General features: G+C 62.9%; 23 protein-coding genes and 1 tRNA gene. 8 read left to right on the plus strand and 16 right to left on the minus strand.

Annotation, left to right across the window (positions count from 1 at the left end):
* Positions 1-20 precede the first annotated feature (20 nt).
* The 8 genes from AC07SZ_RS16295 to AC07SZ_RS16330 all read right to left on the minus strand — a co-directional run bounded on the left by AC07SZ_RS16295 (position 21) and on the right by AC07SZ_RS16330 (position 9,347).
* Positions 21-965, minus strand: a complete 945-nt coding sequence (locus AC07SZ_RS16295) for a carbohydrate ABC transporter permease (protein ID WP_056577577.1) — start codon at positions 963-965, stop codon at positions 21-23.
* Positions 962-1,918 (minus strand): carbohydrate ABC transporter permease, encoded by a 957-nt coding sequence (locus AC07SZ_RS16300; RefSeq protein ID WP_056577574.1) that lies wholly within the window; start codon positions 1,916-1,918, stop codon positions 962-964. Before AC07SZ_RS16300 ends, AC07SZ_RS16295 begins: the two co-directional genes overlap by 4 nt.
* A 153-nt stretch (positions 1,919-2,071) precedes the next feature.
* The gene (locus AC07SZ_RS16305; RefSeq protein ID WP_056577572.1) at positions 2,072-3,325 is read right to left on the minus strand and encodes an ABC transporter substrate-binding protein; all 1,254 of its coding nucleotides are present in this window, start codon (positions 3,323-3,325) and stop codon (positions 2,072-2,074) included.
* Positions 3,326-3,383: 58 nt separating this feature from the next.
* Complete coding sequence (locus AC07SZ_RS16310; protein WP_494915058.1) at positions 3,384-4,895, minus strand: aldehyde dehydrogenase family protein; 1,512 nt, start codon at positions 4,893-4,895, stop codon at positions 3,384-3,386.
* A gap of 13 nt (positions 4,896-4,908) precedes the next feature.
* Entirely contained in the window at positions 4,909-5,685 is a 777-nt protein-coding gene (locus tag AC07SZ_RS16315) for an enoyl-CoA hydratase/isomerase family protein (RefSeq protein ID WP_494915060.1), read from the minus strand.
* Positions 5,678-7,279 carry an acyl CoA:acetate/3-ketoacid CoA transferase gene (locus AC07SZ_RS16320; protein ID WP_494915062.1) on the minus strand — a complete coding sequence of 534 codons (1,602 nt, stop codon included), beginning with the start codon at positions 7,277-7,279 and terminating at the stop codon, positions 5,678-5,680. The genes AC07SZ_RS16315 and AC07SZ_RS16320 overlap by 8 nt, the downstream gene beginning before the upstream one ends.
* Positions 7,276-8,292, minus strand: a complete 1,017-nt coding sequence (locus tag AC07SZ_RS16325) for a Gfo/Idh/MocA family protein (protein ID WP_056577563.1) — start codon at positions 8,290-8,292, stop codon at positions 7,276-7,278. The genes AC07SZ_RS16320 and AC07SZ_RS16325 overlap by 4 nt, the downstream gene beginning before the upstream one ends.
* Positions 8,289-9,347 (minus strand): LacI family DNA-binding transcriptional regulator, encoded by a 1,059-nt coding sequence (locus AC07SZ_RS16330; protein WP_056577560.1) that lies wholly within the window; start codon positions 9,345-9,347, stop codon positions 8,289-8,291. The genes AC07SZ_RS16325 and AC07SZ_RS16330 overlap by 4 nt, the downstream gene beginning before the upstream one ends.
* A gap of 239 nt (positions 9,348-9,586) precedes the next feature.
* Here AC07SZ_RS16330 and AC07SZ_RS16335 point away from each other — a divergent pair, with 239 nt between their 5' ends.
* The 5 genes from AC07SZ_RS16335 to AC07SZ_RS16355 all read left to right on the plus strand — a co-directional run bounded on the left by AC07SZ_RS16335 (position 9,587) and on the right by AC07SZ_RS16355 (position 15,854).
* Positions 9,587-10,741, plus strand: a complete 1,155-nt coding sequence (locus AC07SZ_RS16335) for a dihydrodipicolinate synthase family protein (protein WP_494915064.1) — start codon at positions 9,587-9,589, stop codon at positions 10,739-10,741.
* Between the two features lie 100 nt (positions 10,742-10,841).
* Positions 10,842-11,903: a GDP-mannose 4,6-dehydratase gene (gene gmd / locus AC07SZ_RS16340; RefSeq protein WP_494915065.1), complete on the plus strand. Its 1,062-nt coding sequence runs from the start codon at positions 10,842-10,844 to the stop codon at positions 11,901-11,903.
* Positions 11,904-11,916: 13 nt separating this feature from the next.
* Positions 11,917-12,891, plus strand: coding sequence for a GDP-L-fucose synthase (fcl, locus tag AC07SZ_RS16345; protein WP_494915066.1), 975 nt, complete (start codon positions 11,917-11,919; stop codon positions 12,889-12,891).
* A gap of 495 nt (positions 12,892-13,386) precedes the next feature.
* The gene (locus AC07SZ_RS16350) at positions 13,387-14,334 is read left to right on the plus strand and encodes a hypothetical protein (RefSeq protein WP_494915068.1); all 948 of its coding nucleotides are present in this window, start codon (positions 13,387-13,389) and stop codon (positions 14,332-14,334) included.
* Positions 14,335-14,402: 68 nt separating this feature from the next.
* Positions 14,403-15,854 carry a tetratricopeptide repeat protein gene (locus AC07SZ_RS16355; RefSeq protein WP_494915069.1) on the plus strand — a complete coding sequence of 484 codons (1,452 nt, stop codon included), beginning with the start codon at positions 14,403-14,405 and terminating at the stop codon, positions 15,852-15,854.
* 138 nt (positions 15,855-15,992) lie between these two features.
* Here AC07SZ_RS16355 and AC07SZ_RS16360 read toward each other — a convergent pair whose 3' ends face one another.
* The 3 genes from AC07SZ_RS16360 to cpdR all read right to left on the minus strand — a co-directional run bounded on the left by AC07SZ_RS16360 (position 15,993) and on the right by cpdR (position 19,150).
* Positions 15,993-17,747 carry a sulfatase-like hydrolase/transferase gene (locus AC07SZ_RS16360; RefSeq protein ID WP_494915070.1) on the minus strand — a complete coding sequence of 585 codons (1,755 nt, stop codon included), beginning with the start codon at positions 17,745-17,747 and terminating at the stop codon, positions 15,993-15,995.
* 860 nt (positions 17,748-18,607) lie between these two features.
* Positions 18,608-18,682: transfer RNA gene (locus AC07SZ_RS16365), tRNA-Val, on the minus strand.
* Positions 18,683-18,787: 105 nt separating this feature from the next.
* On the minus strand, positions 18,788-19,150 hold the full coding sequence (cpdR, locus tag AC07SZ_RS16370) for a cell cycle two-component system response regulator CpdR (protein WP_006199474.1): 363 nt from the start codon (positions 19,148-19,150) through the stop codon (positions 18,788-18,790).
* A 163-nt stretch (positions 19,151-19,313) separates the two neighbouring features.
* Here cpdR and AC07SZ_RS16375 point away from each other — a divergent pair, with 163 nt between their 5' ends.
* Entirely contained in the window at positions 19,314-20,255 is a 942-nt protein-coding gene (locus AC07SZ_RS16375) for an N-formylglutamate amidohydrolase (protein WP_494915072.1), read from the plus strand.
* A gap of 372 nt (positions 20,256-20,627) precedes the next feature.
* Complete coding sequence (hisN, locus tag AC07SZ_RS16380) at positions 20,628-21,401, plus strand: histidinol-phosphatase (protein ID WP_483126085.1); 774 nt, start codon at positions 20,628-20,630, stop codon at positions 21,399-21,401.
* Between the two features lie 6 nt (positions 21,402-21,407).
* Here hisN and AC07SZ_RS16385 read toward each other — a convergent pair whose 3' ends face one another.
* The 4 genes from AC07SZ_RS16385 to AC07SZ_RS16400 all read right to left on the minus strand — a co-directional run bounded on the left by AC07SZ_RS16385 (position 21,408) and on the right by AC07SZ_RS16400 (position 23,889).
* The gene (locus AC07SZ_RS16385) at positions 21,408-22,238 is read right to left on the minus strand and encodes a helix-turn-helix transcriptional regulator (RefSeq protein WP_494915074.1); all 831 of its coding nucleotides are present in this window, start codon (positions 22,236-22,238) and stop codon (positions 21,408-21,410) included.
* A gap of 104 nt (positions 22,239-22,342) precedes the next feature.
* Positions 22,343-22,588 carry a DUF1127 domain-containing protein gene (locus tag AC07SZ_RS16390; RefSeq protein WP_494915076.1) on the minus strand — a complete coding sequence of 82 codons (246 nt, stop codon included), beginning with the start codon at positions 22,586-22,588 and terminating at the stop codon, positions 22,343-22,345.
* 3 nt (positions 22,589-22,591) lie between these two features.
* Complete coding sequence (locus tag AC07SZ_RS16395) at positions 22,592-22,747, minus strand: hypothetical protein (protein ID WP_494915078.1); 156 nt, start codon at positions 22,745-22,747, stop codon at positions 22,592-22,594.
* A 164-nt stretch (positions 22,748-22,911) separates the two neighbouring features.
* Positions 22,912-23,889 carry an alpha/beta fold hydrolase gene (locus AC07SZ_RS16400; RefSeq protein WP_494915080.1) on the minus strand — a complete coding sequence of 326 codons (978 nt, stop codon included), beginning with the start codon at positions 23,887-23,889 and terminating at the stop codon, positions 22,912-22,914.
* Positions 23,890-24,364: 475 nt separating this feature from the next.
* Here AC07SZ_RS16400 and AC07SZ_RS16405 point away from each other — a divergent pair, with 475 nt between their 5' ends.
* Entirely contained in the window at positions 24,365-24,832 is a 468-nt protein-coding gene (locus tag AC07SZ_RS16405) for an Hsp20 family protein (protein WP_013893124.1), read from the plus strand.
* A 69-nt stretch (positions 24,833-24,901) separates the two neighbouring features.
* Here AC07SZ_RS16405 and AC07SZ_RS16410 read toward each other — a convergent pair whose 3' ends face one another.
* Positions 24,902-25,954, minus strand: coding sequence for a threonine aldolase family protein (locus AC07SZ_RS16410; RefSeq protein ID WP_056577523.1), 1,053 nt, complete (start codon positions 25,952-25,954; stop codon positions 24,902-24,904).
* Between the last annotated feature and the right edge of the window lies 1 nt (position 25,955).

Consider the following 25,955-nt stretch of genomic DNA (forward strand, 5'->3'; position numbering starts at 1 on the left):
ATCGTTCCTTCTGAATGTGGTCAGCCTTTGACCGCGCCCGCCATCAGCCCGCGCACGAAATAGCGGCCGGCGACGACATAGACGATCAGGGTGGGCAGAGCCGCGATCATCGCGGCCGCCATGTTGACGTTGTATTCGACGACGCCGGTCGAGGTGTTGACGACGTTGTTGAGCGCCACCGTCATCGGCATCGCGTCGCCGGTGCCGGCGTAGGCGGAAGCGAACAGGAAGTCGTTCCAGATGTTGGTGAACTGGTAGATGACGGTGACGACGAAGATCGGCATCGAGTTCGGCAGCATGATGCGGCGGAAGATCTGGAAGAAGGAGGCGCCGTCGACCTGTGCGGCCTTGATCAATTCGGTCGGGAAGGCCTCATAATAGTTGCGGAAGAACAAAGTGGTGAAGCCGATGCCGTAGACGACATGGACGAAGACCAGGTTGACCGTCGGATTGCCGAGGCCGAAGCTGGTGCCGACCGAGTTCTGCAGCGAGACGCCGAAGCGGCCGAGGCTGCCCAGGATCGTCGCCATCGGCAGCAGCACCGACTGGAACGGGATGAAGCAGGCGAACAGCATCAGCCCGAACACCAGTGTCGCGCCGCGAAAACGCCATTTGGTCAGCACGTAGCCATTGAGCGCCCCGAGCATGGTCGAGATCAGCACGGCCGGAACCACCATCTTGATGGAGTTCCAGAAATAACCCTTGATGCCGGCGCAGGTGAGGCCGACGCAGGTCTCGCCCCAGGCCTTCAGCCACGGATCGAAGGTCGGGGCCTTGGGCAGCGCCAGCATGTTGCCGTTCTGGATCTCGTCCATGGTCTTGAATGAGGTGACCAGCATGACGAACAGCGGCATCAGGTAGAACAGCGCAAACAGCGCCAGCAGCCCGTAGATGACGACACGGTTGAGGGTCTTGGTGCTCATGCCGCTGGAGGCCTGGCGGGCAGGGGTGGCGACAGCGCTCATCGCGGCTTCTCCCGCAGTTCCGAATAGAGATAGGGCACGATGATGGCGACGATGGTCATCAGCATGATCACGGCACTGGCCGAGCCGACAGCCATTTCGTTGCGCTTGAAAGTGTACTCGTACATGAAATTGGACGGCAGCCAGGCCGAGCCGCCGGGGCCGCCTGAGGTCAGCGCAACGACAAGGTCATAGGACTTGATGGCAAGGTGGGCGAGCACGATGAAGGCCGACAGGAAGATTGGCCTGAGCAGCGGAATGACGATGCGGCGGTAGAGCTGGAAGGTGGTGGCGCCGTCGATCTGCGCCGCCTTCATGATCTCGCCGTCAATGCCGCGCAGGCCGGCCAGGAACATCGCCATGATGAAGCCGGAGGCCTGCCAGACACCGGCGATGACCACCGTGTAGATGACGAAATCCTTGTTCTTGATCCAGTCGAAGTGGAAGCTCGTCCAGCCCCATTGATGCAAGGTCTGCTCGAGGCCGAGTCCTGGATCGAGGAACCATTTCCAGGCGACGCCGGTGACGATGAAGGACAGCGCCATGGGATAGAGGTAGATCGGCCGCAGCACGCCTTCGCCGCGAATCTTCTGGTCGAGCAGGATGGCCAGGAACAGGCCGAGCGCCAGGCAGATCAGGATGTAGAGAAAGCCGAAAATGCCCATGTTGGTGATCGACGTATACCAGCTCGACGGCGGGTCGGTGTCGAAGGTCCAGCCCCACAGCCGCTGATAGGCGCGCGAGCCGGTGATGACATAGGACGGGAAGGTCTTGGAATTGGTGAAGGACAAATAGATCGTCCACAGGATGAAGCCGTAGACGAAGACGATCGTTATGGCGAAGCTTGGCGCCAGCACGATCTTCGGCAGGGCGTCCTGCAGGCGCGAGCGCACAGTGGCGCGGGGCCGTGCATGCTCCGGCGTCAGCTTGATCTGGCTTGTTGCTAGCGTGCTCATGAGCTCCTCCCGTTTTCGGATCGTCCCTGCGCTGCTGGCAGGCGGCAAGGCGGCCCGTGCGGACGGGTCCTTGGTCGGCATGGTGTCGAGCCGGCCAATCGTGGGATGAAACCTTCCCCGCCGAAGCGGGGAAGGTGTTTTCGCGGCCGGCGCTTACTTGGCGTCGTCGATCGCCTTGACCAGCTCGGTCACGGCTTCGTCCGAGGTCTTGATCTGGCCATGGACGAACTTCGAAACGACGTCCTTGTAGGCATTGGCGACCGCCGGAGGCGCGCCATAGCCCTGGGCCAGCGAGCCGAACAGCGTGCCGCCATCATTGGCTGCCTTCAGGTCGGCGATGCCCTTCTTGCCGCAAGCGTCGAAGTCGGTGTCGGGAACGTCGGTACGGGCCGGAACCGAACCCTTGACGACGTTGAAGGCCGACTGGAAGCTCTTCGACAAGGTGGCGGTGGCCAGTGCGACCTGGGCGGCCTTGCGGTCGTCCGGAACGTTGAACATGCCGAACATGTCGGAGTTGTAGATCACGGAGCCGTCAGTGCCCGGAAAGCGATAGCACAGGAAGTCCGTGCCCGGGGTCTTTTTGGCGGCGTGGAACTCGCCCTTGGCCCAGTCGCCCATGACCTGCACCAGCGCATCGCCCTTGATCACCATGGCGGTGGCAAGGTTCCAGTCGCGGCCCGAGAAGTTCGGGTCGACGTAGGTGACGAGCTTGGCCAGGTTGTCGAACGACTTCTTCATCGTGTCGGACTTGAGCGAAGCGTCGTCGAGGTCGTTGAAGGCCTTCTTGTAGAACTCGGGTCCGCCGGTCGACAGCACGACCGAGTCGAACATGGTGGCTTCCTGCCAGTTCTGGCCGCCGAGAGCGAGCGGGATCACGCCCGCCGCCTTGGCCTTGTCGAGCAGGGCAACGAAGTCGTCGAAGGTCTTCGGCTCGGTGCCGCCGATCTTGTCCATGACAGCCTTGTTGATCCACAGCCAGTTGACCGAGTGGACGTTGACCGGGGCCGCGACCCACTTGCCTTCATAGACGGAGAACTTCTGCAGGGCGGCCGGAACCGACTTGTCCCAGCCTTCCTTCTTCGCCGTCTCGGTCAGGTCGCCCATGACGCCGGCCGCCGCATAGTCGAGCACGGTGTAGCCGAGCATCTGGGAGGCGGTCGGATAGTTGCCGGCAGCGACCATCGCCTTCAGCGCGGTCATGGCGGCGTCGCCGCCACCGCCGGCCACAGGCACGTCCTTCCAGGCATAGCCTTCCTTGGCGAGATCGCCCTTCAAGACGTTGAGGGCAGCCGCTTCGCCGCCCGACGTCCACCAATGCAGCATCTGCACTTCCTTGACGTCCGCGGCATGCGCCGAGAACGCAAAGCTCGTCGCGAGAGCCGTTCCGATAAGCAGTTTGCGCAACATGTACTTCCTCCCTTGTTGCATTGCACGACCGGTGGAAGCCCACCGGGTTCTTCCAAACTCAGCCGACCCACCATCCTGTGCGCTGGCCGCGATGAAACTGGATTGTCTTTTCCTCGGTATAGTCCTCGACGGCGCGTTTGCCGAGTTCGCGTCCGAGACCGGACTGCTTGTAGCCTCCGAAAGGCAGCTCGGGATAACCTTCCATGAATGTGTTCACCCAAACCGTCCCCGAACGCACCCCACGCGCCACCGACATGCACGTGTCGATGCTGGCGCTCCACACGCCTGCAGACAGACCATAGGGCGTGTTGTTGGCGATGTGCAACGCCTTTTCAATCGTTTCAAAAGTCAGCACGGAGAGCACCGGGCCGAACACTTCCTCGCGCGCGATGGCCATGTCCTCGGTGACGCCACGGATGATGGTCGGGTCGAGATATTGGCCGGCATTGGAGACCAGCTGCCGGCCGCCGTTGTAAACATTGCCGCCGCCGCTTGCAGCCGCCGTAACGTAACCGGTCACCTTGGCCAGATGGTCGGACGAGATCATCGCGCCGACCTTGGTTCGATCGTCCAGTGGATCTCCCACCGTTACTCTCGACGTAAGTGCCTTTACGGCGGCAAGAAAGTCGTCGGCGATCGCCTCGTGCACGATCAGCCGGCTGCCGGCGTTGCAGCACTCGCCGGCATTGAAGAAGCCACCGAACACCGCCGCGTCGGCGGCAGCTTCGAGATCGGCATCGGGGAAGACGATCTGGCCGTTCTTGCCGCCGAGCTCCATCGAGACCTTCTTGAGCGACTGCGCGGCGGACGCCATCGTCATCTTGCCGACGCGGGTCGAGCCGGTGAACGACACCATCTCGACCAGCGGATGGCTGACCATCGGCGCGCCGACATCGCCGCCCAGGCCGGCAAGGATGTTGACGACGCCGGCGGGCAAGCCGGCCTCAAGCAGGATATCGCCGAGCACGAAAGTCGAGGCCGAGGTCATCTCGCTCGGCTTGACCACGGCCGTGCAGCCGGCGGCAAGCGCGAAGGGCAGTTTCTGGCTGACGATCAGGAACGGGAAATTCCACGGCGTGATGATCGAGACGACGCCGATCGGTTCGCGCACGACCACGCCCAGCATGGCGTCGCCGAGATTGGCGTAGCTCTCGCCGTGCAGCGTGCGGGCGAGCGAGGCGGCATAGCGCCAGATGTCGACGGCGCCGCCGATCTCGCCGCGCGCCTGGGCGATCGGCTTGCCCGATTCCAGCGCATCGAGCCGGGCGATGTCTTCCAGCCGCGTCTCGATCAGGTCGGCCGCCTTGAACAGGATCGCTGCGCGTTCGGAGGCCTTCATGCGCGGCCACGGGCCGGTCTCGAACGCCCTGTGCGCGGCCTGCATCGCCGCTTCCACCTCGGCCTCGCCGGCCTGCGCATAGCGCGAAACGGTGAAGCCATGGCCGGGGCTCTTGCGTTCCAGCGTGCGGCCATCCCCGGCGTCGACATGCTTGCCGTCAATCAGCAGCCGATAGTTTCTTGGCGCCGCTGACGCTTCGGCGGGCATGGCGATGTTGAGGGGGGCGTTCATCAGGATTTTTTCTCTAGCTTCTTGAAAATGCTGGTTTCTGCTTGGTCTTGAAAGCGCTTACACCAGCCTTGAGGTCGCCGGAGAGCGCGATGAAACCGCTGGCCAGCGCTTCCGTTGCCGCCGCACTTTCCTCGCCTTCGGCCACAGCGATCATCAACTTGGCGGCTTCGGTCGCCAACGGCCCGCGCTCGGCGATCGTCTGCGCCCAGGCGCTGGCCTGGGCCAGCCCGTTGCCGGTTTCAACCACCCTGTCGACCACGCCAAGGGCCAGCGCTTCGGGGGCGAGAAGTATCTCGCCACCCAAGGCCAAGCGGCGCACGGTCTGGGCGCCGAAGCGGCGCACGGCGCGCTGCGTGCCGGACCAGCCGGGCACGACGCCGATCGAGGTTTCGGGGAAACCCAGTTTCACATGCGCCTCGGCGACGCGGAAATCGCAGGCGGCGGCAAGCTCCAGCCCCCCGCCCAGCGCATGGCCCGACAGCACGGCAATCGTCGGTTGCCGCAGCCTTGCCAGCCGGTCGAACACCCGGTGGCCGTAGCGCACCCATTGCACCTGGAAGTCGGCCGCGTTCATCTGCGCCCACGCCTCGACATCGCCGCCGGAGCAAAAGCCCTTGCCTTCGCCGCGCAACAGCACGACGCGCACGCCTTCAGCCGCCTCGGCCGTTTCGAGCGCCGTTTCCAGCGCCCGCAGCATCGGAATATCCAGCGCGTTGAACTTTTCCGGCCGCCGCAAGGTGACGATGCCGATGGCGCCGTCCCGCTCGAAGGTGACAAGGAGCTCAGCCATGCACGCCTCCGAGCGAAGCGCCGCCATCGAGCGACAGGCCGATAGGCCGATCCTGATAGAGCGCGGCCGGAGTTACCTTGAGGTCGTTGGCGACGCCAAGCGGTGTTTCGGACTGCGCCAGTACATCGCGCTCGAGATCGATGCCGGGCGCCAGTTCCGTCACCATCAGCCCGTCAGGCGTCAGCTTCATCACGCAGCGCTCCGTGACATAGGTGATGTCCTGGCCCTGGGCGACCGCGCGCCTGCCCGAAAACGAGATGTGCTCGACCTCGTTGACGATCTTCTTGACCTTGCCCTCCTGGTCTATGCGGATGCCGCCATCGGCCAATGAGAGTTTCGCGCCGGCATTGAAGAAGCCGGAGAAAACGATCTTCCTGGCCCGCGCGGTGATGTCGACAAAGCCGCCGGCGCCGGCGGTGACATGCGGCCGGGCCGACAGTTTCGAGACGTTGACCGAGCCGTGGCGGTCGATCTGCAGGAAGGAGAGCAGCGAGGCGTCGAAGCCACCGGCCTGGAAATAGATGAACTGGTGCGGCGAGGGCATGATCGCCTCGGCGTTGGAGGCACAGCCGAACTTGAAGTCGAGCAGCGGCACGCCGCCGACCGCGCCCTGTTCGATCACCCAGGTGACCTTGCCGTGCTGGCCTTCTTCCAGAAGGATGCGCGGCACATTGGCCGAGATACCGAAGCCGATGTTGACGGCCATGCCATCGCGCAATTCCATGGCGACGCGGCGGGCGATCACCTTCTGGACGTTCATCTCGGCGTTGCGAAAGGTCGACAGCGGCCGGAAGATCTCGCCCGAAATCGCCGGGTCGTAAGGCGTCAGCGTCGTCTGCAACTGGTCGGGCGCCACCACGATATGGTCGACCAGCACGCCGGGCACGCGCACGTCATGCGGCTTCAGCGTGCCGTTCTCCACCACGCGCTTGACCTGCGCGATGACGACGCCGCCATTGTTGCGGGCGGCGAGCGCCTGCTCCAGGCCGCCAAGATAGGCGCCTTCATGCTCATAGGTGAGGTTGCCGCGCTCATCGGCCGTGGTGGCGCGGATGATCGACACCTGCGGCACGATCGAGCGGAAATAGAGCCATTCCTCGCCGTCGAATTGCTGCACCGAAACGATCGGCTCGCTTGCCGCCGCGTTCATGGCGCAACCCTGATGGCGCGGATCGGCAAATGTGTCGAGACCGACCTTGGTCAGCACGCCCGGCCGCTTGGCGGCGGCTTCGCGGTGCATGTCGAACAGGATGCCGGAGGGCACATTGTAGGCGGCGACCGAATTGTCGCCGATCATCTTCCAGATCTGCGGCGGCTCGGCGGAGGAGGGGCCGGATGGATAGGAGCCGCACAGGGTGCGCTTAAGCAAGCCGGGCTTGGCAAGGTGATCGATGCCCTTGATGCCATACATGTCGCCGGCGGCGATCGGGTGCAGCGTGGTGATGTTCTTCGGGTGACCTTCCGCGTCGAAACGTTCCCCGATGGCGGCCAGCACCGCGTCCGGACAGCCAAGGCCGCTCGACGACGACACGGAAACAACAATGCCGTCCTTGATCAGGCTGGCTGCGTGCGTTGCGGAAACGACCTTGCTCACTTCATGCTCCCGAGTTTCGGGTCGATCTTGACGGCCTTGCCGGAGCTAGCCGATTGCAGTGCCGCCTCGGCCGAGGCCAGCGACCAGATACCGTCCTCGCCGGTGGCGGAGGGCTGGCCGTCGCCGCGGATCGCGGCATGGAACCGACGCACGGACCTGACGTAGAGATCCTCGCGGTCGAAGCTCAATTGCTCCTCACCCTTGGCCGTGCGCAACAGCACCGAGCCGTCCGGCTTCTGGGTCATGACATTGCCGGCGATCAGCGAGCCTTCCGAACCATGCACCTCAAAGCCGGTACCTGCGAAGCGGGTGGTGAAGCCTTCATGCGACTGGGCGATGAGGCCCGATTTGAAGCGCCAGATGCACATGGCGCCGTCCTCCAGCCCGCTGCCGGCCATGCCGGCGGCTTGCGTGAAGGCCGAGACCTCGACCGGATCGTCGCCGAGCACGAAGCGCAGCGTGTCGGCATCGTGCACGGTGATGTCGAGCACCACGCCGCCGCCCGCTTGGGGCTTGGTGATGCGCCAGCCTTGCAGGTTTTCCGGCAGATAGACGGAATGGAAAACGCGTGCGGCGATCGGTTTGCCGATGCGGCCGGCGGCGATCGCTTCACGCATGGCGCGATGCGCACCGGCGTTGCGCAAATGATGGTTGGTGCCGAGCACGATGCCGGCAGCGCTGGCGGCCGCGACCATCTTGCGTGCGTCGGCGCTGGTCAGCGCCAGCGGCTTCTCGCACAACACATGCTTTCCAGCCTTGATGGCGGCAAGCGCCTGCTCGAGATGCAACTCGTTGGTGGTCGAGATGTAGACGGCGTCGATGCCGGATCCAAGCAAGGCATCGAGGCTCGACACGGCGGCCGGAATGCCATTTTCCCGCGCGTAGCCCGTGGCGCGTTCCGGGCTGGAACTCATCACCGTCGCGATCTCGCCACCCTCTTGCGCACGAATGGCATCGATCATGAATTGCCTGGCGATCGTGCTGGCGCCGATCAGTCCCCACCTGACGCTCATGCCGCGCCCCCCGTTCCTGCAGGCCTGTTTCGTGTGCGGCGATCCGGGCCGCAACTTTCCCTGACCACGAGATTGACCGCGCCGATATGGTCTTCGGCACGCGTGGTGCGCGACTGGATCATCTTGAGCATGACGTGTGCGGCGCGTTCGCCGAGACCGGCTGTGTCAACCGCGACGCTGGTGAGCGCCGGCATGTAGTGTTCGGCCTCGACCACGTCGTCAAAGCCGACGACAGCGAAATCCGGTCCCGGCTCAAGCCGGCGCTTGCGCAATGCCAGCATCACGCCGAAGGCGACGGCATCGTTGAAGCAAAGCGCCGATGTCGGCGGCTCGGCCATTGCGAGTGCGGTTTCCAGGCAGGCAATGCCACCCTTGCGGCTGGTCTCGCCCTCGATGACGAGCACGTCGCGAGCGGCGATGCCCAGCGTCTCGCAGGCTTCGCGAAAGCCGCCCAGCCGTTCCTGATAGACCACAAGGTCCGATGTGCCGCCGAAGAAGGCCAGCCGGCGATGGCCTTTGCCGATAAGATGAGCAGCGGCAAGATAGGCGCCGCGATGATTGTCGGGCGCGATCACCGGGATGCGGCTTTCAGGCAGGCGGCGCATGGCGAAGACAACCGGCACGCCAGCCATTTCCAGCCGCCGGAAAGCGCCTGGCGTGGTGCCGCGCGCCGGAGACACGATGAGGCCGGCGACGCCTTGCTCCATCAGCGACTTCAGTACCTCTTCCTGGCGCACCGGATTCTCCGCCGTGTTGGCGATGAAGGGCACGATGCCGGCGGACTGGAAGACGCGCTCCATGCCAACCGCCAGTTCGGCGAAGAACGGATTGGTGAGATCGTTGATGACCATGCCGATGACGTTGGAATGGGCCTTGCGCAGATTGGCGGCGCCGCGATTGTAGACATAGCCGACATCCTCGATCGCCTTGCGCACCTTGACCGCCGTCTCGGGCCGGATGAGCCCGCTGCCCTGGAGCACGAGCGACACCGTCGATTTGGACACGCCTGCCTCGCGGGCAATGTCGAAGATCGTCGCCTTGGCCCGGCTGGCCATCCCGATAGCTCCTCCCGGTTTCGGTCCCAAATTATTGGAACGTTCTAATCACTGCTCCAATCGAGAGTCAATCGAGATTTTTCTCTCACCTGGAGAATCGATAATCTGGTGTCACAGGCCATGTCTTGTAACGAGTACCGTGCTGCGATGCAGCATTTCCAAGAAGGCCGCTCCCGAATCTTAAAGGTTCTTGATTTATTGGAACGTTCCATTTATAGGCGCGGTAAAGGGAGAGCTCGATGGATATTTCCTTGCCTGGTGAGGGTGGCCATAGCAGCCGCTACGCGCTTGTCGGACAGCCGGTGCGGCCGGTAATCGGCGCGCGGTTTTCGCGCGTCGCCTATGCCGCCGCGCATGTCGTTGCCGATCCCCTCACAATGACCGATCCATGGTCGCGGCCCGTGGTCGACTGGGACAGGACGATGGCGTTCCGCCACCATCTGTGGCGGCTCGGCTTCCGCATCGCCGAGGCGATGGATACTTCTCAGCGCGGCATGGGTTTCGACTGGCCAAGCGCACGGGACTTGATCCGCAGGTCGATCGCCGAATCCCGCACCGTCGATGGCGCGGATCTTGCCTCGGGCGCGGGGACCGACCATCTGGCGCCGGCGTCGGCCAGGACACTTGACGATGTGATCGCCGCCTATGAGGAGCAGTTCGCTTTCATCGAAGGAGAAGGCGGCAAGGCGATCATGATGGCCAGCCGCGCATTGGCGGCGGTGGCGAAGGGAGCGGACGACTACGCCGCCGTCTACGACCGGATTCTCAGCCAAGCTTCCGGCAAGGTCATCCTGCACTGGCTTGGTGACATGTTCGACCCGGCCTTGAAGGGCTATTGGGGCAGCGACGATTTCGAGACCGCGCTCGATACGGTGGTCGCCATCATCGAACGTCACGCAAACAAGGTCGAAGGCATAAAGATATCGCTGCTCGATGCCGGCAAGGAGGTTGCGCTGCGCGATCGGCTGCCGCACGGCGTCGTGATGTTCACCGGCGACGATTTCAACTATCCCGAATTGATCGCCGGAGACGGCCGTGGGCATTCGCATGCCTTGCTCGGCATTTTCGACGCCATCGCGCCGGTCGCCAATGCCGCCCTGGCAAGGCTCGCCGAGGGCGACCGGGCCGGCTATGACGCGCTTATGACGCCGACGGTGCCGCTGTCACGAAAGATCTTTGAGGCGCCGACCGAATATTACAAGGCCGGCATCGTCTTCATGGCCTGGCTGAACGGCCACCAGGATCATTTCACGATGGTCGGCGGCATGCAGTCGGCACGCGGCATCCGCCACTATGCGGAGGTCTTCCGCCTTGCCGACCAGGCAGGCCTGCTGGCCGATCCCGACCTTGCCATAGCGCGGATGAAGAGCCTGTGCGCCGTCGCGGGCGTCTGAGCCGAATGAAATTTGGCTAGAAGTATCCCCCGCTCGGGAGATTTGCGATATTGATCTCAGCCCGTATTGAGGGGAGCGCGGATCAGTGGACCAGTAGCCGATGGCGGACAAAGTGGCCCTCATAACCGGGGTAACCGGCCAGGACGGGGCCTATCTCGCGCGGTTGCTGTTGCGGAAGGGCTATATCGTCCATGGCGTCAAGCGCCGTTCGTCCTCGTTCAACACCGAGCGTATCGACGATATCTATGTCGACCCGCATGAACGCGATATCAGCTTTTTCCTGCACCATGGCGATCTTACCGACGCCACGAACCTGATCCGGCTGGTGCAAGAGACGCGGCCCAGCGAAATCTACAATCTGGGCGCCCAGAGCCATGTCCAGGTCAGTTTCGAGACACCTGAATACACGGCCAATGCCGATGCCCTGGGAACGCTCAGGCTGCTTGAGGCAATCCGCATCCTGCGCCTGGAAAAGACCGTGCGCTTCTACCAGGCCTCGACTTCGGAACTTTACGGCAAGACCCTCAAGGTGCCGCAGCGCGAGACGACGCCCTTCCGTCCCTGCTCACCCTATGCGGCCGCCAAGCTCTATGCCTACTGGGCGACGGTAAACTATCGCGAGGCCTACGGCATGTTCGCGGCCAACGGCATCCTGTTCAACCATGAGAGCCCGGTTCGCGGCGAAACCTTCGTGACCCGCAAGATCACGCGAGCAGTTGCCTCGATCCACCATGGCCGCCAGGAAACGCTCTATCTCGGCAACATCGATGTCAGGCGCGACTGGGGTCATGCACGCGACTATGTCGAGGGCATTTGGCGTATCCTGCAGCACGACGAGGCCGACGATTTCGTGCTGGCGACCGGCGAGGCGCACTCAGTGCGCGAATTCGCCGAACTGGCCTTTGCCGAGACCGGAAGGACCATTCTCTGGCAGGGGCACGGTGTGGACGAGATTGGCATCGACGCAGGCTCAGGCGCCGTTCTGGTGCGTATCGATCCGCGCTATTTCAGGCCGGCGGAAGTCGACCTGCTTGTCGGCGACCCGTCCAAGGCCAGGACCAGGCTCGGCTGGTCGCATGTGACCGGGTTCAAGGACCTGGTGGCGGAGATGGTGCGGTCGGATCTGGCACGCGCCGACAACAGGCCCAGTGGCCGTTCCTGACGGAGGCAATGCGATGAACGAGACCTTCGATCTCAAAGGCAAGCGGGTTTTCGTGGCCGGACATCGTGGCATGGTCGGGTCCGCCGTCCTGCGCAGGCTGGCGGTCGAAGACTGCGAGATCCTGACCGCGACGCGCCCCGAACTCGATCTCCTGGATCAGGCCGGTGTGCGACGCTGGATGGCCGACCGTCGGCCGGATGCCGTGGTGATGGCCGCGGCCAAGGTCGGCGGCATCCTTGCGAATGACCGGTTTCCGGCCGATTTCCTCTATGACAATGTCGCGGTGCAGACCAATCTCATCGAGGGCGCCTTCCGCAGCGAAGTGGGCAAATTGCTGTTCCTCGGTTCATCCTGCATCTACCCAAAACTGGCGCCGCAGCCGATCCCCGAGGACGCCTTGCTGACCGGCCCGCTCGAACCCACCAATGAATGGTATGCGATCGCCAAGATCGCCGGGTTGAAACTCTGCCAAGCCTACCGGCGTCAATACGGTGTCAACTACATCTCGGCGATGCCAACCAATCTCTATGGTCCAGGGGACAATTTCCACCTTGAATCCAGTCACGTCATACCTGCGTTGATGCGCAAGGCACATGAAGCGAAGCAGGCCGGTCACAAGACCCTGCAGGTGTGGGGATCGGGCACGCCGATGCGTGAGTTCCTGCATGTCGACGATGCCGCCGATGCCCTGGTCTCCCTCCTGAAAACCTACAGCGGGGAAAGCCATGTCAATGTCGGCTCGGGTCAGGACATCACCATCGCCGAATTGGCCAGGACGGTCGCCTCGATCGTCGGCGGCGACGTGGAGATTACGTTCGATGCGACCAAGCCGGATGGTACACCGCGCAAGTTGCTGGACGTTTCGCGGCTGTTTGCCATGGGATGGCGCCCCCGGTACTCGCTGCACAGCGGGCTGGAGCAGACATATGCATGGTTCCTCCGGCATATCGAAGCCGGCCAGGTCCGGCTGACAGCACCCGAAAGTTGATGCCGCTTGAGCGATTTCTCGATGAAGACATTGGCTGCGACCAGGGCGGATGGCCTTGGAGGGCGCCTGCTTGCCATGGTCAATGCAAAATGTCTCGCCGACAAAATGGGATGCCGTTTCGGCTTCACCTGGAACCGCCGGTCCATCGACGACATGCAATTCCATATTGTCGATTCCGTCGACAAGGTTTTTGCCGCCGATTTCATCGAAAGACACTGGCTTGGCGAGAAGATCGACACGGCCCGGTTCGGCGTCCTCGATGGAACCCGGTTCACCCGGTCCAGCCTGGCGGCCGACGCCCGTCAAAACGGCCTCCAGGGGTGGATCTGCGATGATTTCCGCATCCTGAGATCGTTCCGGCAGGACTGGTTCAGGGCTATGCTGCCCGCCAACAGGTCGGCCCGCTCGAGGCATCGGACGTTTGGCACGTTTGGCTTTTCCGAATCCGTGAGAGCAACGATCGCCGCCGCCGGCAAGCCTCGGTTTTCCCGGCCGATGGCCGCGCTGCATCTGCGCAGCGGCGACATCATCCACGGGAATTATCGCTCGGAGCTGGAGTTTTGCGACAAGGTCATTCCCGCGCCGCTAGCCAAGGCGATCGTATCGAAACTGGCGTCAAAAGGCCTGGCGACGCTGGTAATCGGCCAGGACCGGACAACGCTCGACTATCTGAAATCGGCGGCCGGGGCCTTTCTCGCCGACGATTTCGGCGCGAGCCAGTTTGAAGACGAGACACTCAAGGCGTTTTTCGAAATGGCATTGATGGCTCGGTGTCGACAGATCCATGCGGGAAGCAGCGTGTTCGCGACAATCTCGTCGGTGATGGGCGGCATCCGGGTCATCAGGCCAAAAGCCTTGTTCGGCAATCGCGGGACAGCCGAGGTCATCCTGGACGAATTGAAGGCTCGGCAATCCGATTACCATCCGCTGGAGGCCGCCTTTGGTTATCAGTCGGCCTTCGTGCTGACGGAACACAGGACCAGCCCGGCGCAGGCGAGGGAGATTCTCGAAAAGGCGGCCGCGCTCGATCCACAAAACCCCGCCTATGCGTTAAAGATGGCGGCCGGCTATTTTCGAGAACGGAATTATCAAGGCGGCGAGGCGGTTCTGAAAGCGTTCATGCTCAAGGAAGTTGACGCCCGCGCCGAAAATCCGATGCGGATTCTGCGGGTTCTGACCCGCCCCTCGGCGCGTGGCCACATCATGGCAGGAGACTTTGAACTCTACTTTGCCGCCGCCAAGGCCGGACACCCCTACGCCGCGGCATGCTCGGCCCAGATCCTTCACACGGCCCTGGGCAGAACCGAGGCCGCCTTGACGATGGCCACGCTGTCCCTCAAGGCGGAACCCGCCAATCGGCTTTTTCGGGAAATCGAATTGGCGATCCGGGCAAGCGCGACGGCAAGTGACAGCTCGTCCTCGCGGCAGCTGGCCGGCGGTTGACGCGGTCGAACCTCGCGGTGGATTGGAACAGACATATGCATGGTTTCTCCTCCACATTGAAAAGGGCGATGTCCGACTCGGTGCCGCGTGACGGAGGATCGATGCTGATTGTCGTCAACAGGGAAGATGGGCTGGGCGGCCGACTGCTGGCGATGGCCAATGCGAAATCCCTCGCCGACAGGCTCGGCTACCGTTTCGGCTTCACCTGGAGCAGCCGGGATATCATCGACCAGCAATCGCATACCGTCGACGTGGTCGGGAAGATCTTCTCCGCGGACTTCATCGACAAGCACTGGCTGGGCGAGACGATCAAGGTTGCCGACTTCGGTGTCCTTGGCGGCGCGGCCTTCGCACCGTCGGACCTTGAAGCAGCTGCAAGAGAGGGGAGGCAGCGCGGCTGGATCTGTGACGACTTCGATGTTCTGGATTTCTTCCGTGGCCAGGGTGTTCAACCGGATCGGTCCGAAGCGCTGCGGGCCTTCGGGTTCGCGCCGGGCGTGCGGCGGGCCCTGGATGCCGCCGGCAAATGCCGCTTTCCCGGCCCGATGGCCGCCTTGCATCTTCGCAGTGGCGACATCGTCCATGGCCACCATCGCAGAAGGCTGGTTTTCGCCGACAAGGTCATCCCTTCGACCCTGGCCAAGGCTGTTGTGTCGGAGCTCTCGTCGAAGGGCCTGACGACGCTCCTTGTCGGCCAGGATCGCGCGACGCTCGACTATGTCAGCGCGCAAACCGGGGCACTGCGGACCGACGATTTCGGCGCCGCCGACTTCAAGGGAGAGGAGGCGCTCAGCGCATTCTTCGAGATGGCGCTGATGGCAAGGTGCCAGCGGATCCATGCCGGCAACAGCATCTACGCGGTGGTTGCGTCCGTCATGGGCGAGGTCCCGTGCCTGGACATAAGCACGCTGTTCAGCAAACCGCGCGCGGCGGAAATCATCATGCAGGAATTGCAGGCGCATCAAGCCGACTATCATCCCCTTGAAGCCGCCTTTGGCTACCAATGGTCGTTCCTGTCGCTGGAAGACAAGATCGACCCGGCGCGGGCGAGGGAGTTGCTGGAAAAAGCCCAGGTGCTGGATCCGGAAAACGACGCCTATGACCTGAAGCTGGCGGCGGCGCATTTTCGCGAAGGCAACTATCCGGCCGGCGAGGCCATGCTGAAATCGCTGATGATCAGCCAATCCCGGCGGCGCTCCAAAATTCCGTTGCCGATGATGGACATCCTGACCGACCGGATTGGCGGCTTCCTGACGATGGCCAGGGATTTCGAGGTGTTTTTCGCGGCGGCAAGGGCCGGCTATCCCTACGCCATGGCGTGCTCGGCCTATGTCCTGCTCGAAGTGCTGGAGGACAGAAAGTCGGCGGTGGAGATGGCGGCAAGGTTGGTGAAGATCGAGCCTGGGAATGCGATCTTCAGAAGAATCAGGCGGCGGGTCGAGCTTGGCAAGAAGCCGAAATCCGGTCGGCTGGCGAAGGCACGGTGGCGGCTCGGCCGCCTGAAGACGTTCTGGATCTGACGCCTCACGGTGTGACTGCCGCGCGCCGCATCGGAGACCCGATCTGCGACAGGCGATGGAGTGCACCACCCGCTGGCCCACTGGCGTGATCTGGTGTCCGCGATCAAGCCCGCCAAGCTCATTGCGATGTACCCGCCATCAGGGGCCCTCAGCCTTCGCTGACGCCACATCCGGCAGCAATCTTTTCGCGTCAGGCTCGAGGTAGTCCAGTGACAGATCTATCGAATTCCAGTGCATGGAGTCGGAGAACAACCCAAAGATGTCACCGCTGGTGAATTGCGGAGGGCGGGACGTCGCCGCGAAGAGCGACTCGTCGTATTCGGACGCGATGTCGGCGGGGCTATAGCCCATCAGCTCCAGCACGGTGGGAACGATCTGGAAATGGCTCGCCTTGTCGCGATTGGCCGCGGCGCCGGCCGCGAAACGCGCCTTCAGCGCCGGATCGGCGGTATAGGCCATCAGTGGAACAAGACCCACACGCGGATCAGGATCATAGATGGTGCAGTGGGTTGCTTGGCCGATTTTTATCGCCTGTCCGTGGTCGGACGTATAGATCATCGCGGTCTTCGAAAGATCGGCGCTCTCGAACAGCTTTTTCATGAACCGGTCGACCGACCAGCGGACCGCATTGCGGTACGACGCCAAGCGTGTCACGACCGTGTCCTTGCCGGCCGACGTGACTGTCGGTCCGTAGACGGCCTCCGATGCGGGATAGGACCAGTCATAGGGAAAATGCGCGCCGTTCTTATTGGCGTAAATGAAGACTGGCTGGCTGCCGGCCAACTCGCCGCGTAGGATGTCGATCAACCGGAAATCGGCGCGGTCCATCTGCACGTCGTCCATGAAATAGGTCTTGTCGATGTCGCGCTTTTCCCGCGCCGTCATGAAGTTCGTGCTCCCCAGGAGGACGACTGCCTTGGCGGTCGACTGCGCATCGATATATACCGTCCGGTATCCGGCCTTCTTCGCGTACTGCCAGATCGTCGGGTTGGTATTGACGGAATTGGCGAGATCGCGGCGCGACGCCGTGAGGCGCAGTATGGCGTTCGAATAAATACTGCAGTCGCCGCCAGACACGGCGGGACCGAAATCGACGAATCTGTCGGCGAGGGCGGCGATGTTTGGTGTGTACGAATTGCGAGGCGAGAGGTCGACGAAATCGGCGCGAACGCTTTCGTCGATCATCATGATGATGTTGCGAGGCCTGACCTGTGCCGTGGCGTTCCATGTGACAGCGCGGCGCTCCGGGGCGCCTTGGGTCAGGATCCGCTCCGCGGCCATTGCGGACAGAGCCAGCGGAGCAAACTGCTTCGGCAGGCCGGAGGAACCGCCTCCGTCCTTGGCATAAACCACGGCCGCAATAATCAGGATCGGCAGCAATGGAAGCCACACCATGCGCCCTATCCATCTCGAGAGCCAGGCGCCTGTCACTCCCGGCGGAATTGAAAGCGACGTCACGCCAAGGGCCATGATCGCGAGGGCAGGCCAGATCAGCCGATCATAGAAACCGGCGGCCTCGCCGACGGAATTACGGCTGGCCCAAAGCGAAAGAATATCGAAGACCGACAGATCGGCGTGACTTGCCTGGAAATAGACCCAGGCTGCCCCGCTCGACAGTGCAAGCGGCACGGCCCATAACAGGCGTGTCACGAGCCGGGGCTGGAACGACGCAGACAACAACGCCACCATGGCCAGTCCCCAGATTGCGAGGAATGGAGCCAGGGTGGTGAAGCGCCCGTTGGCGAACAGATTTCCGACGCGATCCCAGAAGTCGAAATTGGTGATTGCCACGAAAATGGCGATCATGGTCAATTTGACACATATGGCTATAACGCCCCAGCGATTGCGATGATGGGCCGGAGCCTGATCAATGCGTTCACCCTCGCCAGGCATGACGACCCCCCGTATTTTGTAGAGTTTTGGCGACAAGGCCGCGGTGATCTTTGCGTTGAACGTGCACCGGTCTCGGAGACGATTCCGAACTGCGGAGAACCCACTCGACCGCCCCTGGACGACCGCCGTTCAGACAGCGTTCCAAGAAGCTGCCGCCGCGCATCGGGCCTTTGTTCGGTGACCGGCGGTCAGCGAAGCGTTTGCTGGTACAGCTTGGTTCGTGCGTCGACCAGCGACGGAGCCATTGGCCAAACGCTCGCATGCGCCGCGGTTCTTCGAACCCCAGCCGCGATATTCCTCGCCACGTTGAACCGATCTCCTGACGTAGCATCTGCGTTTCAAGAGCGCTGCCATTGCGCTTGATCAGTTGGCGAGGTTGGTCTCCCGTTGTGCTCGGTGCTCCACCAGTCAATCATCGTCTGCAGCCACCTGCCATGCATATGCGGTTGTCCGGCGGCCACGCTATGGCGGGTGGGCCTTGAGCAGCCTAACCAACCTGATGCCTCATGGGCCTTCAGTTCCATCAATATGTGCTGATCTGAAAACCGTAGCTTCATTCATATGAAGGAGGCCGGTGTGCGATTCCCCGACTGCTACAAGCGTCGACCGCCGGTACGTCCGGGAAGGCGAATCAGCGCACATTCGCGCCGATGGAAGAGCTTCGACAACTCGCGCGTGACGAAGCCGCCGGCCAGGCCGTTGAACCCGTATCGATCTATCTGAATGTCGTGAGCCACATGGCGCGCGGCATGGCGATAAGGTCCACGGTCACCACCACGTTGATTTTCAGAAAAACGCGGCCGAGTTTGGCCCGGGGTTCCGTGCCAAGCGGCACAAAGCCTTCTAAGTATCTGAAAGGATGGTGGGCGTGACAGGGATTGAACCTGTGACCCCTGCAATGTCAATGCAGTGCTCTCCCGCTGAGCTACACGCCCATCCGAAGCCGCGCATACACCACTTTTGGTCCGGCGCGTCAATAGCAGGAAAAAGGAAAGAAGGCGTCGTCTCGCCGCAGCGGCGATGCCCTTGTGGAAAGCGGCTCAGGCCGCCTGCAGCATCTTCTCGACCTCATTGACGAGATCGCGCAGGTGGAAGGGCTTCGACAGCACCTTGGCGTCTTTCGGCGCCTTGGAATCCGGGTTCAGCGCAACGGCGGCGAAACCGGTGATGAACATGACCTTGAGGTCGGGATCGATCTCGGTGGCGCGTCGTGCCAACTCGATGCCGTCCATCTCCGGCATGACGATGTCGGTCAACAGCAGCGAGAACGGTTCTTCGCGCAGCCGCTCATAGGCGCTGGCGCCGTTGTCGAAATCGCTGACCTGGTAGCCGGCGCGTTCCAGCGCCTTGACGAGGAACCGACGCATATCGTCGTCGTCTTCCGCCAGAAGAATGCGTGCCATGATATCCCGTCCGAATCACCCGCCCGAGACTGCCGCCCGGGCAGCCCGTTAACCATCCTGTATATGAGGAGGTGACGGTAAACATCAAGTGAACGTGGCGAAGCATTATCAGCATTCGGCAAGGCGATGCGGATGGCGAAAAGCTGGACATGCGGCCAGCAAGGTGGCACTTTCATGCGATGATGCATTGGTGTTTTCGGGTTCGTGCAAATTGAAGACGGCAGCCGAGGATTTTTCGGTCGTTCAACCCTTCGAAATCCGATCGGGCGCAGAGCAGCGCGTTCCCTTCCTGTTCAACTCACCGCATAGCGGCCGCTACTATCCCGAGCGTTTCCTTGCCATGGCGAGGCTCGACCGCAACGCCATCCGGCGCTCGGAGGATTGCTACGTCGATGAGCTGTTCGGCGGCGCCGTGGCGCTGGGCGCACCGCTGCTGGCGGCGAATTTCCCGCGCGCCTATCTCGACGTCAATCGCGAGCCATGGGAACTCGACCCGCGCATGTTCGCCGAACCGGTGCCATCCTTCTGCAACATCCGCTCGGCGCGGGTAGCGGGCGGGCTTGGCACGGTGCCGAAGCTGGTCGGCGAGGGGCTCGACATCTATTCCGGCCGCTTGCCGCTGGCAGAAGCCGTTGCCCGCATCGAGGCCGTCTACAAACCCTATCACGAAACGCTGAAGCGGCTTTTGACCAGGACCCATGCCCGCTTCGGCTTTGCCGTGCTGATCGACTGCCACTCGATGCCGGCGAGCATCCGCGTCGGCGACAGCGGACTGCGGCCCGATTTCATCATCGGCGACCGTTTCGGCATTTCGGCCACCGCTGCCCTGACCGAGACCGCGATCGGCCTGCTGACCGCCATGGGCTATACCGTCGCCCACAACAAGCCTTATGCGGGCGGCTTCATCACCGAGCACTATGGTCGCCCGGCGCGCCATCTGCATGCGCTGCAGATCGAGGTCAATCGCGGGCTCTACATGAATGAGCGGACGTTTGAGAAGGCCGCCGGTTTCGACGCGCTGGCCGATGACCTGACGCGATTTTCAGCGGATCTGATGGCAATGCCGGACCATCATTTCATCGACCTGCCGCTGGCCGCTGAGTGAAATCGGGTCATGCGTGTCGTTGTCCCGAAGCAGACACTCACCGCCAGGCACCCTTGAGCGACGTGCCATTGAAACCGCAGCGTAAAAAAAGACCGCATCGTTTGCACGATACGGTCGAAGTCTAGGGAGGAAACGCCCAAGGAGGGCATGGACAGGAAAACCTGTCCGAGGCCGAGGGTATTGTGCGGTGCACAAATGTCAAGCGACCTTCAGGCTTTTTTAATTCAGAGTGATGTGGAAACTGCGTTTCGATGGCGCTGATGTGACATTCTGGCAACGTCTGTCGCGGCGAATAAATCGATAAACAGGCTTGTTTTGGCGGGAAAGTGTCGGCAGAGCCCGGTTGGGCACTCTGCAATGCGGGAGAATCAGTTGGACGTCAGCATCGATTTCATGCGCCGCATCGCGCAGGCGGCAGCGGCGGAAACCCTGCCGCGCTTTCGCGCCCAGGGTGCCGTGGCCAACAAGGAAAAAGGCAGTTTCGACCCGGTCACGGAAGCCGATCGCGAGACCGAACGCGCCATCAGGGCGCTGATATCGGCGCAGTATCCCGACCATGGCATTCTCGGCGAGGAGCACGGGAGCGAGAACATCTCCAGCCGGCATGTCTGGGTGATCGACCCGATCGACGGCACGCGGGCCTTCATCTCCGGCCTGCCGGTGTGGGGGACGCTGGTCGGGCTGACGGTCGACGGCGACGCGGTTGCCGGCATGATGGCGCAGCCCTTCACCGGCGAACTGTTCTACGCCAACGCCTCCGGCTCGCACTATGAAGGGCCGGGCGGACCGCGCCAACTTTCCACCCGCAAGACGACAAAACTCGACGAGGCAACGCTGTTCACCACCACGCCGGCGCTGTTCAAGGGCGAGGCGCGCACGCGCTACGACGCGTTCGAGAAGCAGGTCCAGCTCGCCCGCTACGGCGCCGATTGCTATGCCTTCGCCATGATCGCCTCGGGAAGCGTCGACATCGTCGCCGACCCCGGCCTGAAGCCCTACGACATCGTGGCGCTGATCCCGATCATCGAGAAGGCGGGTGGTGTCGTCACCACTTTCGACGGCGGACCGGCGGAAAAGGGTGGCGATGTGCTGGCTGCGGCGACACCGGAGCTTCACGCGGCCGCCATGGCTGCCCTGCGCGGCTGATCGGCTTCAGCGCGATCTGATCGAGCGCTGGAATTCCGCCGGCGTACGGCCATAAACCTGCTTGAACGAGGCGCTGAAATGGCTGTGGCTGGAAAAGCCGAGGTCCATGCCCAGCGTGGTCAGATTGTCGTAGCGGCCGAGCAGGTCGAGCCCGCGCGCCAGGCGCAGGCGCAGATGATAGCGATAGAGCGGCATGGCCTCGACCTGCTGGAACACCTGGGTCAGATAGACCGGCGACACGCCAACCTCGGCGGCAATCCCGGCCAGCGTCCAGCGGCGTGACAGGTCCGACGACAGCACAAGCTTGGCCCGGTCGACCAGCTTCTGCCGACCGGGGCTGGCACCCGCCACATGCGAGGTGCGCTCGCCGAGCGAGCGCCGCACAAGGGTCAGGGCAAGCGTCTCGGCTTCCAGCGTTTCGGCGATATTGCGGCTCAGGCTGTGGCGCAGCATTGCCACCAGCGCCTGAGCGCGCGGGTCGATGCGCCGGCGCTGGCGCCGAAACGCCAGGCGGTCGCCAGCGCGCAACTGCTCCTTCCGCGCCAGTTCGCGCAACTGGCCTTCCTCCATGACGAGGTCGAGGCAGGCATCGCCGCCCTCGACGGGGTGGCTGACCTGATAGGGCTCGGCCTCATTGAAGAACAGCAGCTGGTTGGCTTCCGCGACAGCGTCGTTGCGGCCGACATGGCGCACGAAGACGCCGCGATAGGGAAACACCAAATGCGTGGCCGCCGTGCATTCCTCATCGCTCCTGTGACGGCATTCGCCGCCGCAGACGACGTCCCGCACCTTGACTATGCCGGTATCTAGAAGCGGCTGAACCGCGAATTGCGACATGGCCGTTGCGCTTTCCTCTCGCCGAAAAATCACTCCGGCATCGCGGTGGCATTTTACGCGAACGGCCTGTCTATTCCTGTCAGGAGACTTCTGGAAAACGCGCCTCAGTCCCGCAATCGGCGCTTGAATTCCGAATAGACCTGGCCGCGTGACAGGCCGATGTCCTTGAGTTGTTCGTCGCTCATTTCGAGCAAGGCAAGGCGGCTTCGGCGTTTCTCCATCTGACGGCCAAGCCATCTGGCCCCCGCGACGCATTGGGCGAGCACGGTCGGCCGGAGGGTTTCGGTGCGGATTGCCGGCGCCGGGCCTCGGCCAGCCAGGCGTTGCGCCGCTGCATGATCGGGGCGCATGGCTCAATCCTCGCTCACGCCAGACGCCGAGGCGCCGGCTTCGTTCAGCGCCTTCGCGCATTCCTCGCAGCAGACCTCGACGGTCTTGCCGCCGACCTTGACGCGGATCGCGTTGGCGTCCAGCTGGCAATCGCAGGCGGCGCAGGTTTTCTCGGTCATGATCTCATCTCCATGGCGTTCAATTCAACGCATGCAAATGAGCATTCCCAGGTGGGCCGGGCTGTCAGAATCTTTAGCACTTTGCGTGCTGCTCGGCTGGCCGAAGCCCCGTTCCTGACAACGGTGTGTCAGCTATGCCCGCCCGTGGAGCACAGCGCCATGGGTCAGGCCGTCGGGTCGTCGGAGCCGGGAATGAAGGCGTCGAAGGCGGCCAGGAATTGCTCGCGGTAGAGGTCGACTTCCTGCAGGATTTCATGCTTGGAACCGTCGATCATCAGCAAGGAACCGAGCCGCAGACTTCTGGCATAGGTTTCGACCGCCTTGGTCGAGACGACCTGGTCGGCACCGGCGGCGATGATCAGCAACGGCACCTGGATCCGGGCCATGAAGTCGGGGTCGCTGATCGCTTCCGATGCCTTCGCCGCTGCCTGCAGCCAGCGGATCGTCGGGCCGCCAAGCGCCAATTGCGGATGCTCCTCATAGATGCGCGTGTTGCGGCGATAGCGCAGCGGATCCGTCGTGACCTTGTTGGCCTCGAAAGGCAGTGTTTGTCTCGGCCGTGGACCCCACGCGGCGTAGAGCCGGCCGAGCCCCAATGCACAGAAAAACGAACAGACACGGCGGACCGTCCTGATCGAGACCGGCAGGTCGGGCAAGGTCAGGAAGGGCGCGATCAGCACCATGCGGCGCACACGGTTCACCATGGATGGCGCGGCAAGCAGCGTGATCACGGCACCCGCCGAATGGGCCAGGATATAGTACGGCCCGCGGCAGTCGGGCAGCACGATCTCCTCGAAGAACTGCTCGAGATCCGCGGTATAATCGCGGAAGGACCTGACATAGCCGCGCTGGCGGTCGCGGATCAGCCGGTCGGAATCGCCCTGGCCGCGCCAGTCAAGCGTGGCGACGCCGAAGCCTCGGGCGGCAAGGTCGCGGATGGTCTCGAAATATTTCTCGATGCACTCGTTGCGGCCGGACAGCAGCACCACCGTGCCGCGCATCGGCCGCGCCACCGCCGCGAACAGGCCATAGCGGATCCTCTTGCGATCGCGCGTGACGAAGAAGCCGCCGGTGGCGTTTTCCGGTAGCGGATTGCCCTCGGTTTCGTGGAAAAGCGGCGTCTCGTGGAGAAGGTCCGTCATTCGGCGCTTTGTGCTCGGCGTCTCACCAGCCCGTCGCGGCTGGCCTCGTCAAGGTGATAGACGCCAATGCGTCAAAAGCAAAGGAATTCCGGGCGAGGGAAGATCGGCAACGGGAAAGCCGGAAGCCGCTTGAGAGCGCACTTCCGGCCCCTGTCGATCCGGGAGGAAGGGACGTTAACACCCGGTTCGGCCTCGTTGCGGCACCTTTGCAAAATCCAGCACCGCCAATCCTTGATCTTGAGGTCACTCTAGCGGCACCCGTCTGAACGCGCGCCGAAGGTCCGGTTCATCTGCCGTTCATCAGGGGGCAGGCGGCGTGGTTTTTTGCCATCCGGCGAAACTTGAAATGCATTCGGGCGCTCCCCAAATGTGGAATGCGGTCGCCAATGTCGGGGCCGCTGGTCCTCCCGAAACGCCGCTCAAGGGTTTCGCACCGACCATACGCAAACCATGTTGCTCAACAGGAGAACACCTCATGCGTCACGTTGATTTTTCCCCGCTTTACCGTTCGACCGTCGGCTTCGACCGTCTCTTCACCATGCTGGATTCGCTTGCGCAGCCGGATGGCGCGCAGACCTATCCGCCCTACAACATCGAGCGTACCGGTGAGGATTCCTATCGGATCTCGATGGCGGTCGCCGGCTTCTCGGACGAAGAGATCTCGATCGAAGCCCACCGCAACGTGCTGACCGTCAAGGGTGAGCGCAAGGATGAGGGCACCGGCGAAGGCTCCGAGCTGCTCTATCGCGGCATTGCCTCCAGGGCCTTCGAGCGCCGCTTCCAGCTTGCCGACCACGTTGAAGTCGTCGGCGCCGCGCTGAAGAACGGCCTGCTCTTCGTCGATCTCAAGCGCAACATTCCCGAGGAACTGAAGCCGCGCAAGATCGCGATCACCTCGGCTCCGGCCAAGGCCAAGCAGATCGAGGCCAAGACCGCTGCCTAACGTTTAAGTCTCCTCCCGAGACGGAAGCGGCGCCGAAAGGCGCCGCTTTTTTGTTATCCGCAAGGTCGCCTATCCAGCGATCAGCTGGCCAAAGCGGTCGACCTCCTCGGCTGACGTCGCAAAGCTGGTGACGAAGCGATAGAGCAACTCGTCCTCGCCGATATGGCCGTCAAATCCATGCGGCTTGTGCCAGTCGTAAAAGGCGGCACCGGCGGCCTGCAGCCTGTCGGCCTCGGCTTTCTTGATCACCGCGAACACCTCGTTGGCCTGCGGCAGCCAGGCCAGCTTCGCATGGGCCGAATCCTCGATCGCCGCCCCGAGGCGTGCGGCCATGGCGTTGGCGTGGCGTGCCGTATCGAGCCACTGGTCGTCCCTAAAATAGGCTTCGAACTGCGCCGCGACGAAGCGCGACTTGGAAAACAGCTGGGCGGCGCGCTTGCGCAGGAAGGCCAACTCCCTGGCGCGGTCGAGGTCGAACAGCACGATCGCCTCGGCGCACCAGCAGCCATTCTTGGTGCCGCCGAAGGACAGGATGTCGACACCGCGTTTCCAGGTCATTTCGGCCGGCGTCGTGTCGAGCGCGACCAGCGCATTGGCAAAGCGGGCGCCATCCATGTGCAAGGGCACGGAATGCTGTTTGGCGATGGCCGAAATCGTCTCGATCTCGTTCAGGCCATAGATGGTGCCAACCTCGGTCGACTGGGTGATCGAAACCGCCATTGGCCGTCCCCAATGGACGATTTCGGGCGCGAAGCGGCCAATGGTTCGCTCCAGATTGTGCGGGTCGATCTTGCCGAGCGCGCCGTCGACGGCATGCAGCCGCGCGCCGCCGGAAAAATATTCCGGCGCACCGCACTCGTCTTCGATGACGTGCGATTCGCGGTGGGCGAAGGAAATGCCGCCGGGCTTGTTGAAGGTGGTCAACGACAGCGAATTGGCGGCGGTGCCAGTCGCCACGAAGAAGACCGCGACCTCGCGTTCGAAAATTTCGTTGAAGCGCTGGTAGACTGCCTGGTCGAGCGCGCTGTCGCCATAGGCGGTGGCGAAGCCGGCGGACGCGGCCGACAGGCCGGCAACGATATTGGGATGGGCGCCTGCCCAATTGTCGGAAGCGAAGAACATG

The organism is Mesorhizobium sp. GW821-FHT07A06 (assembly GCF_059419085.1).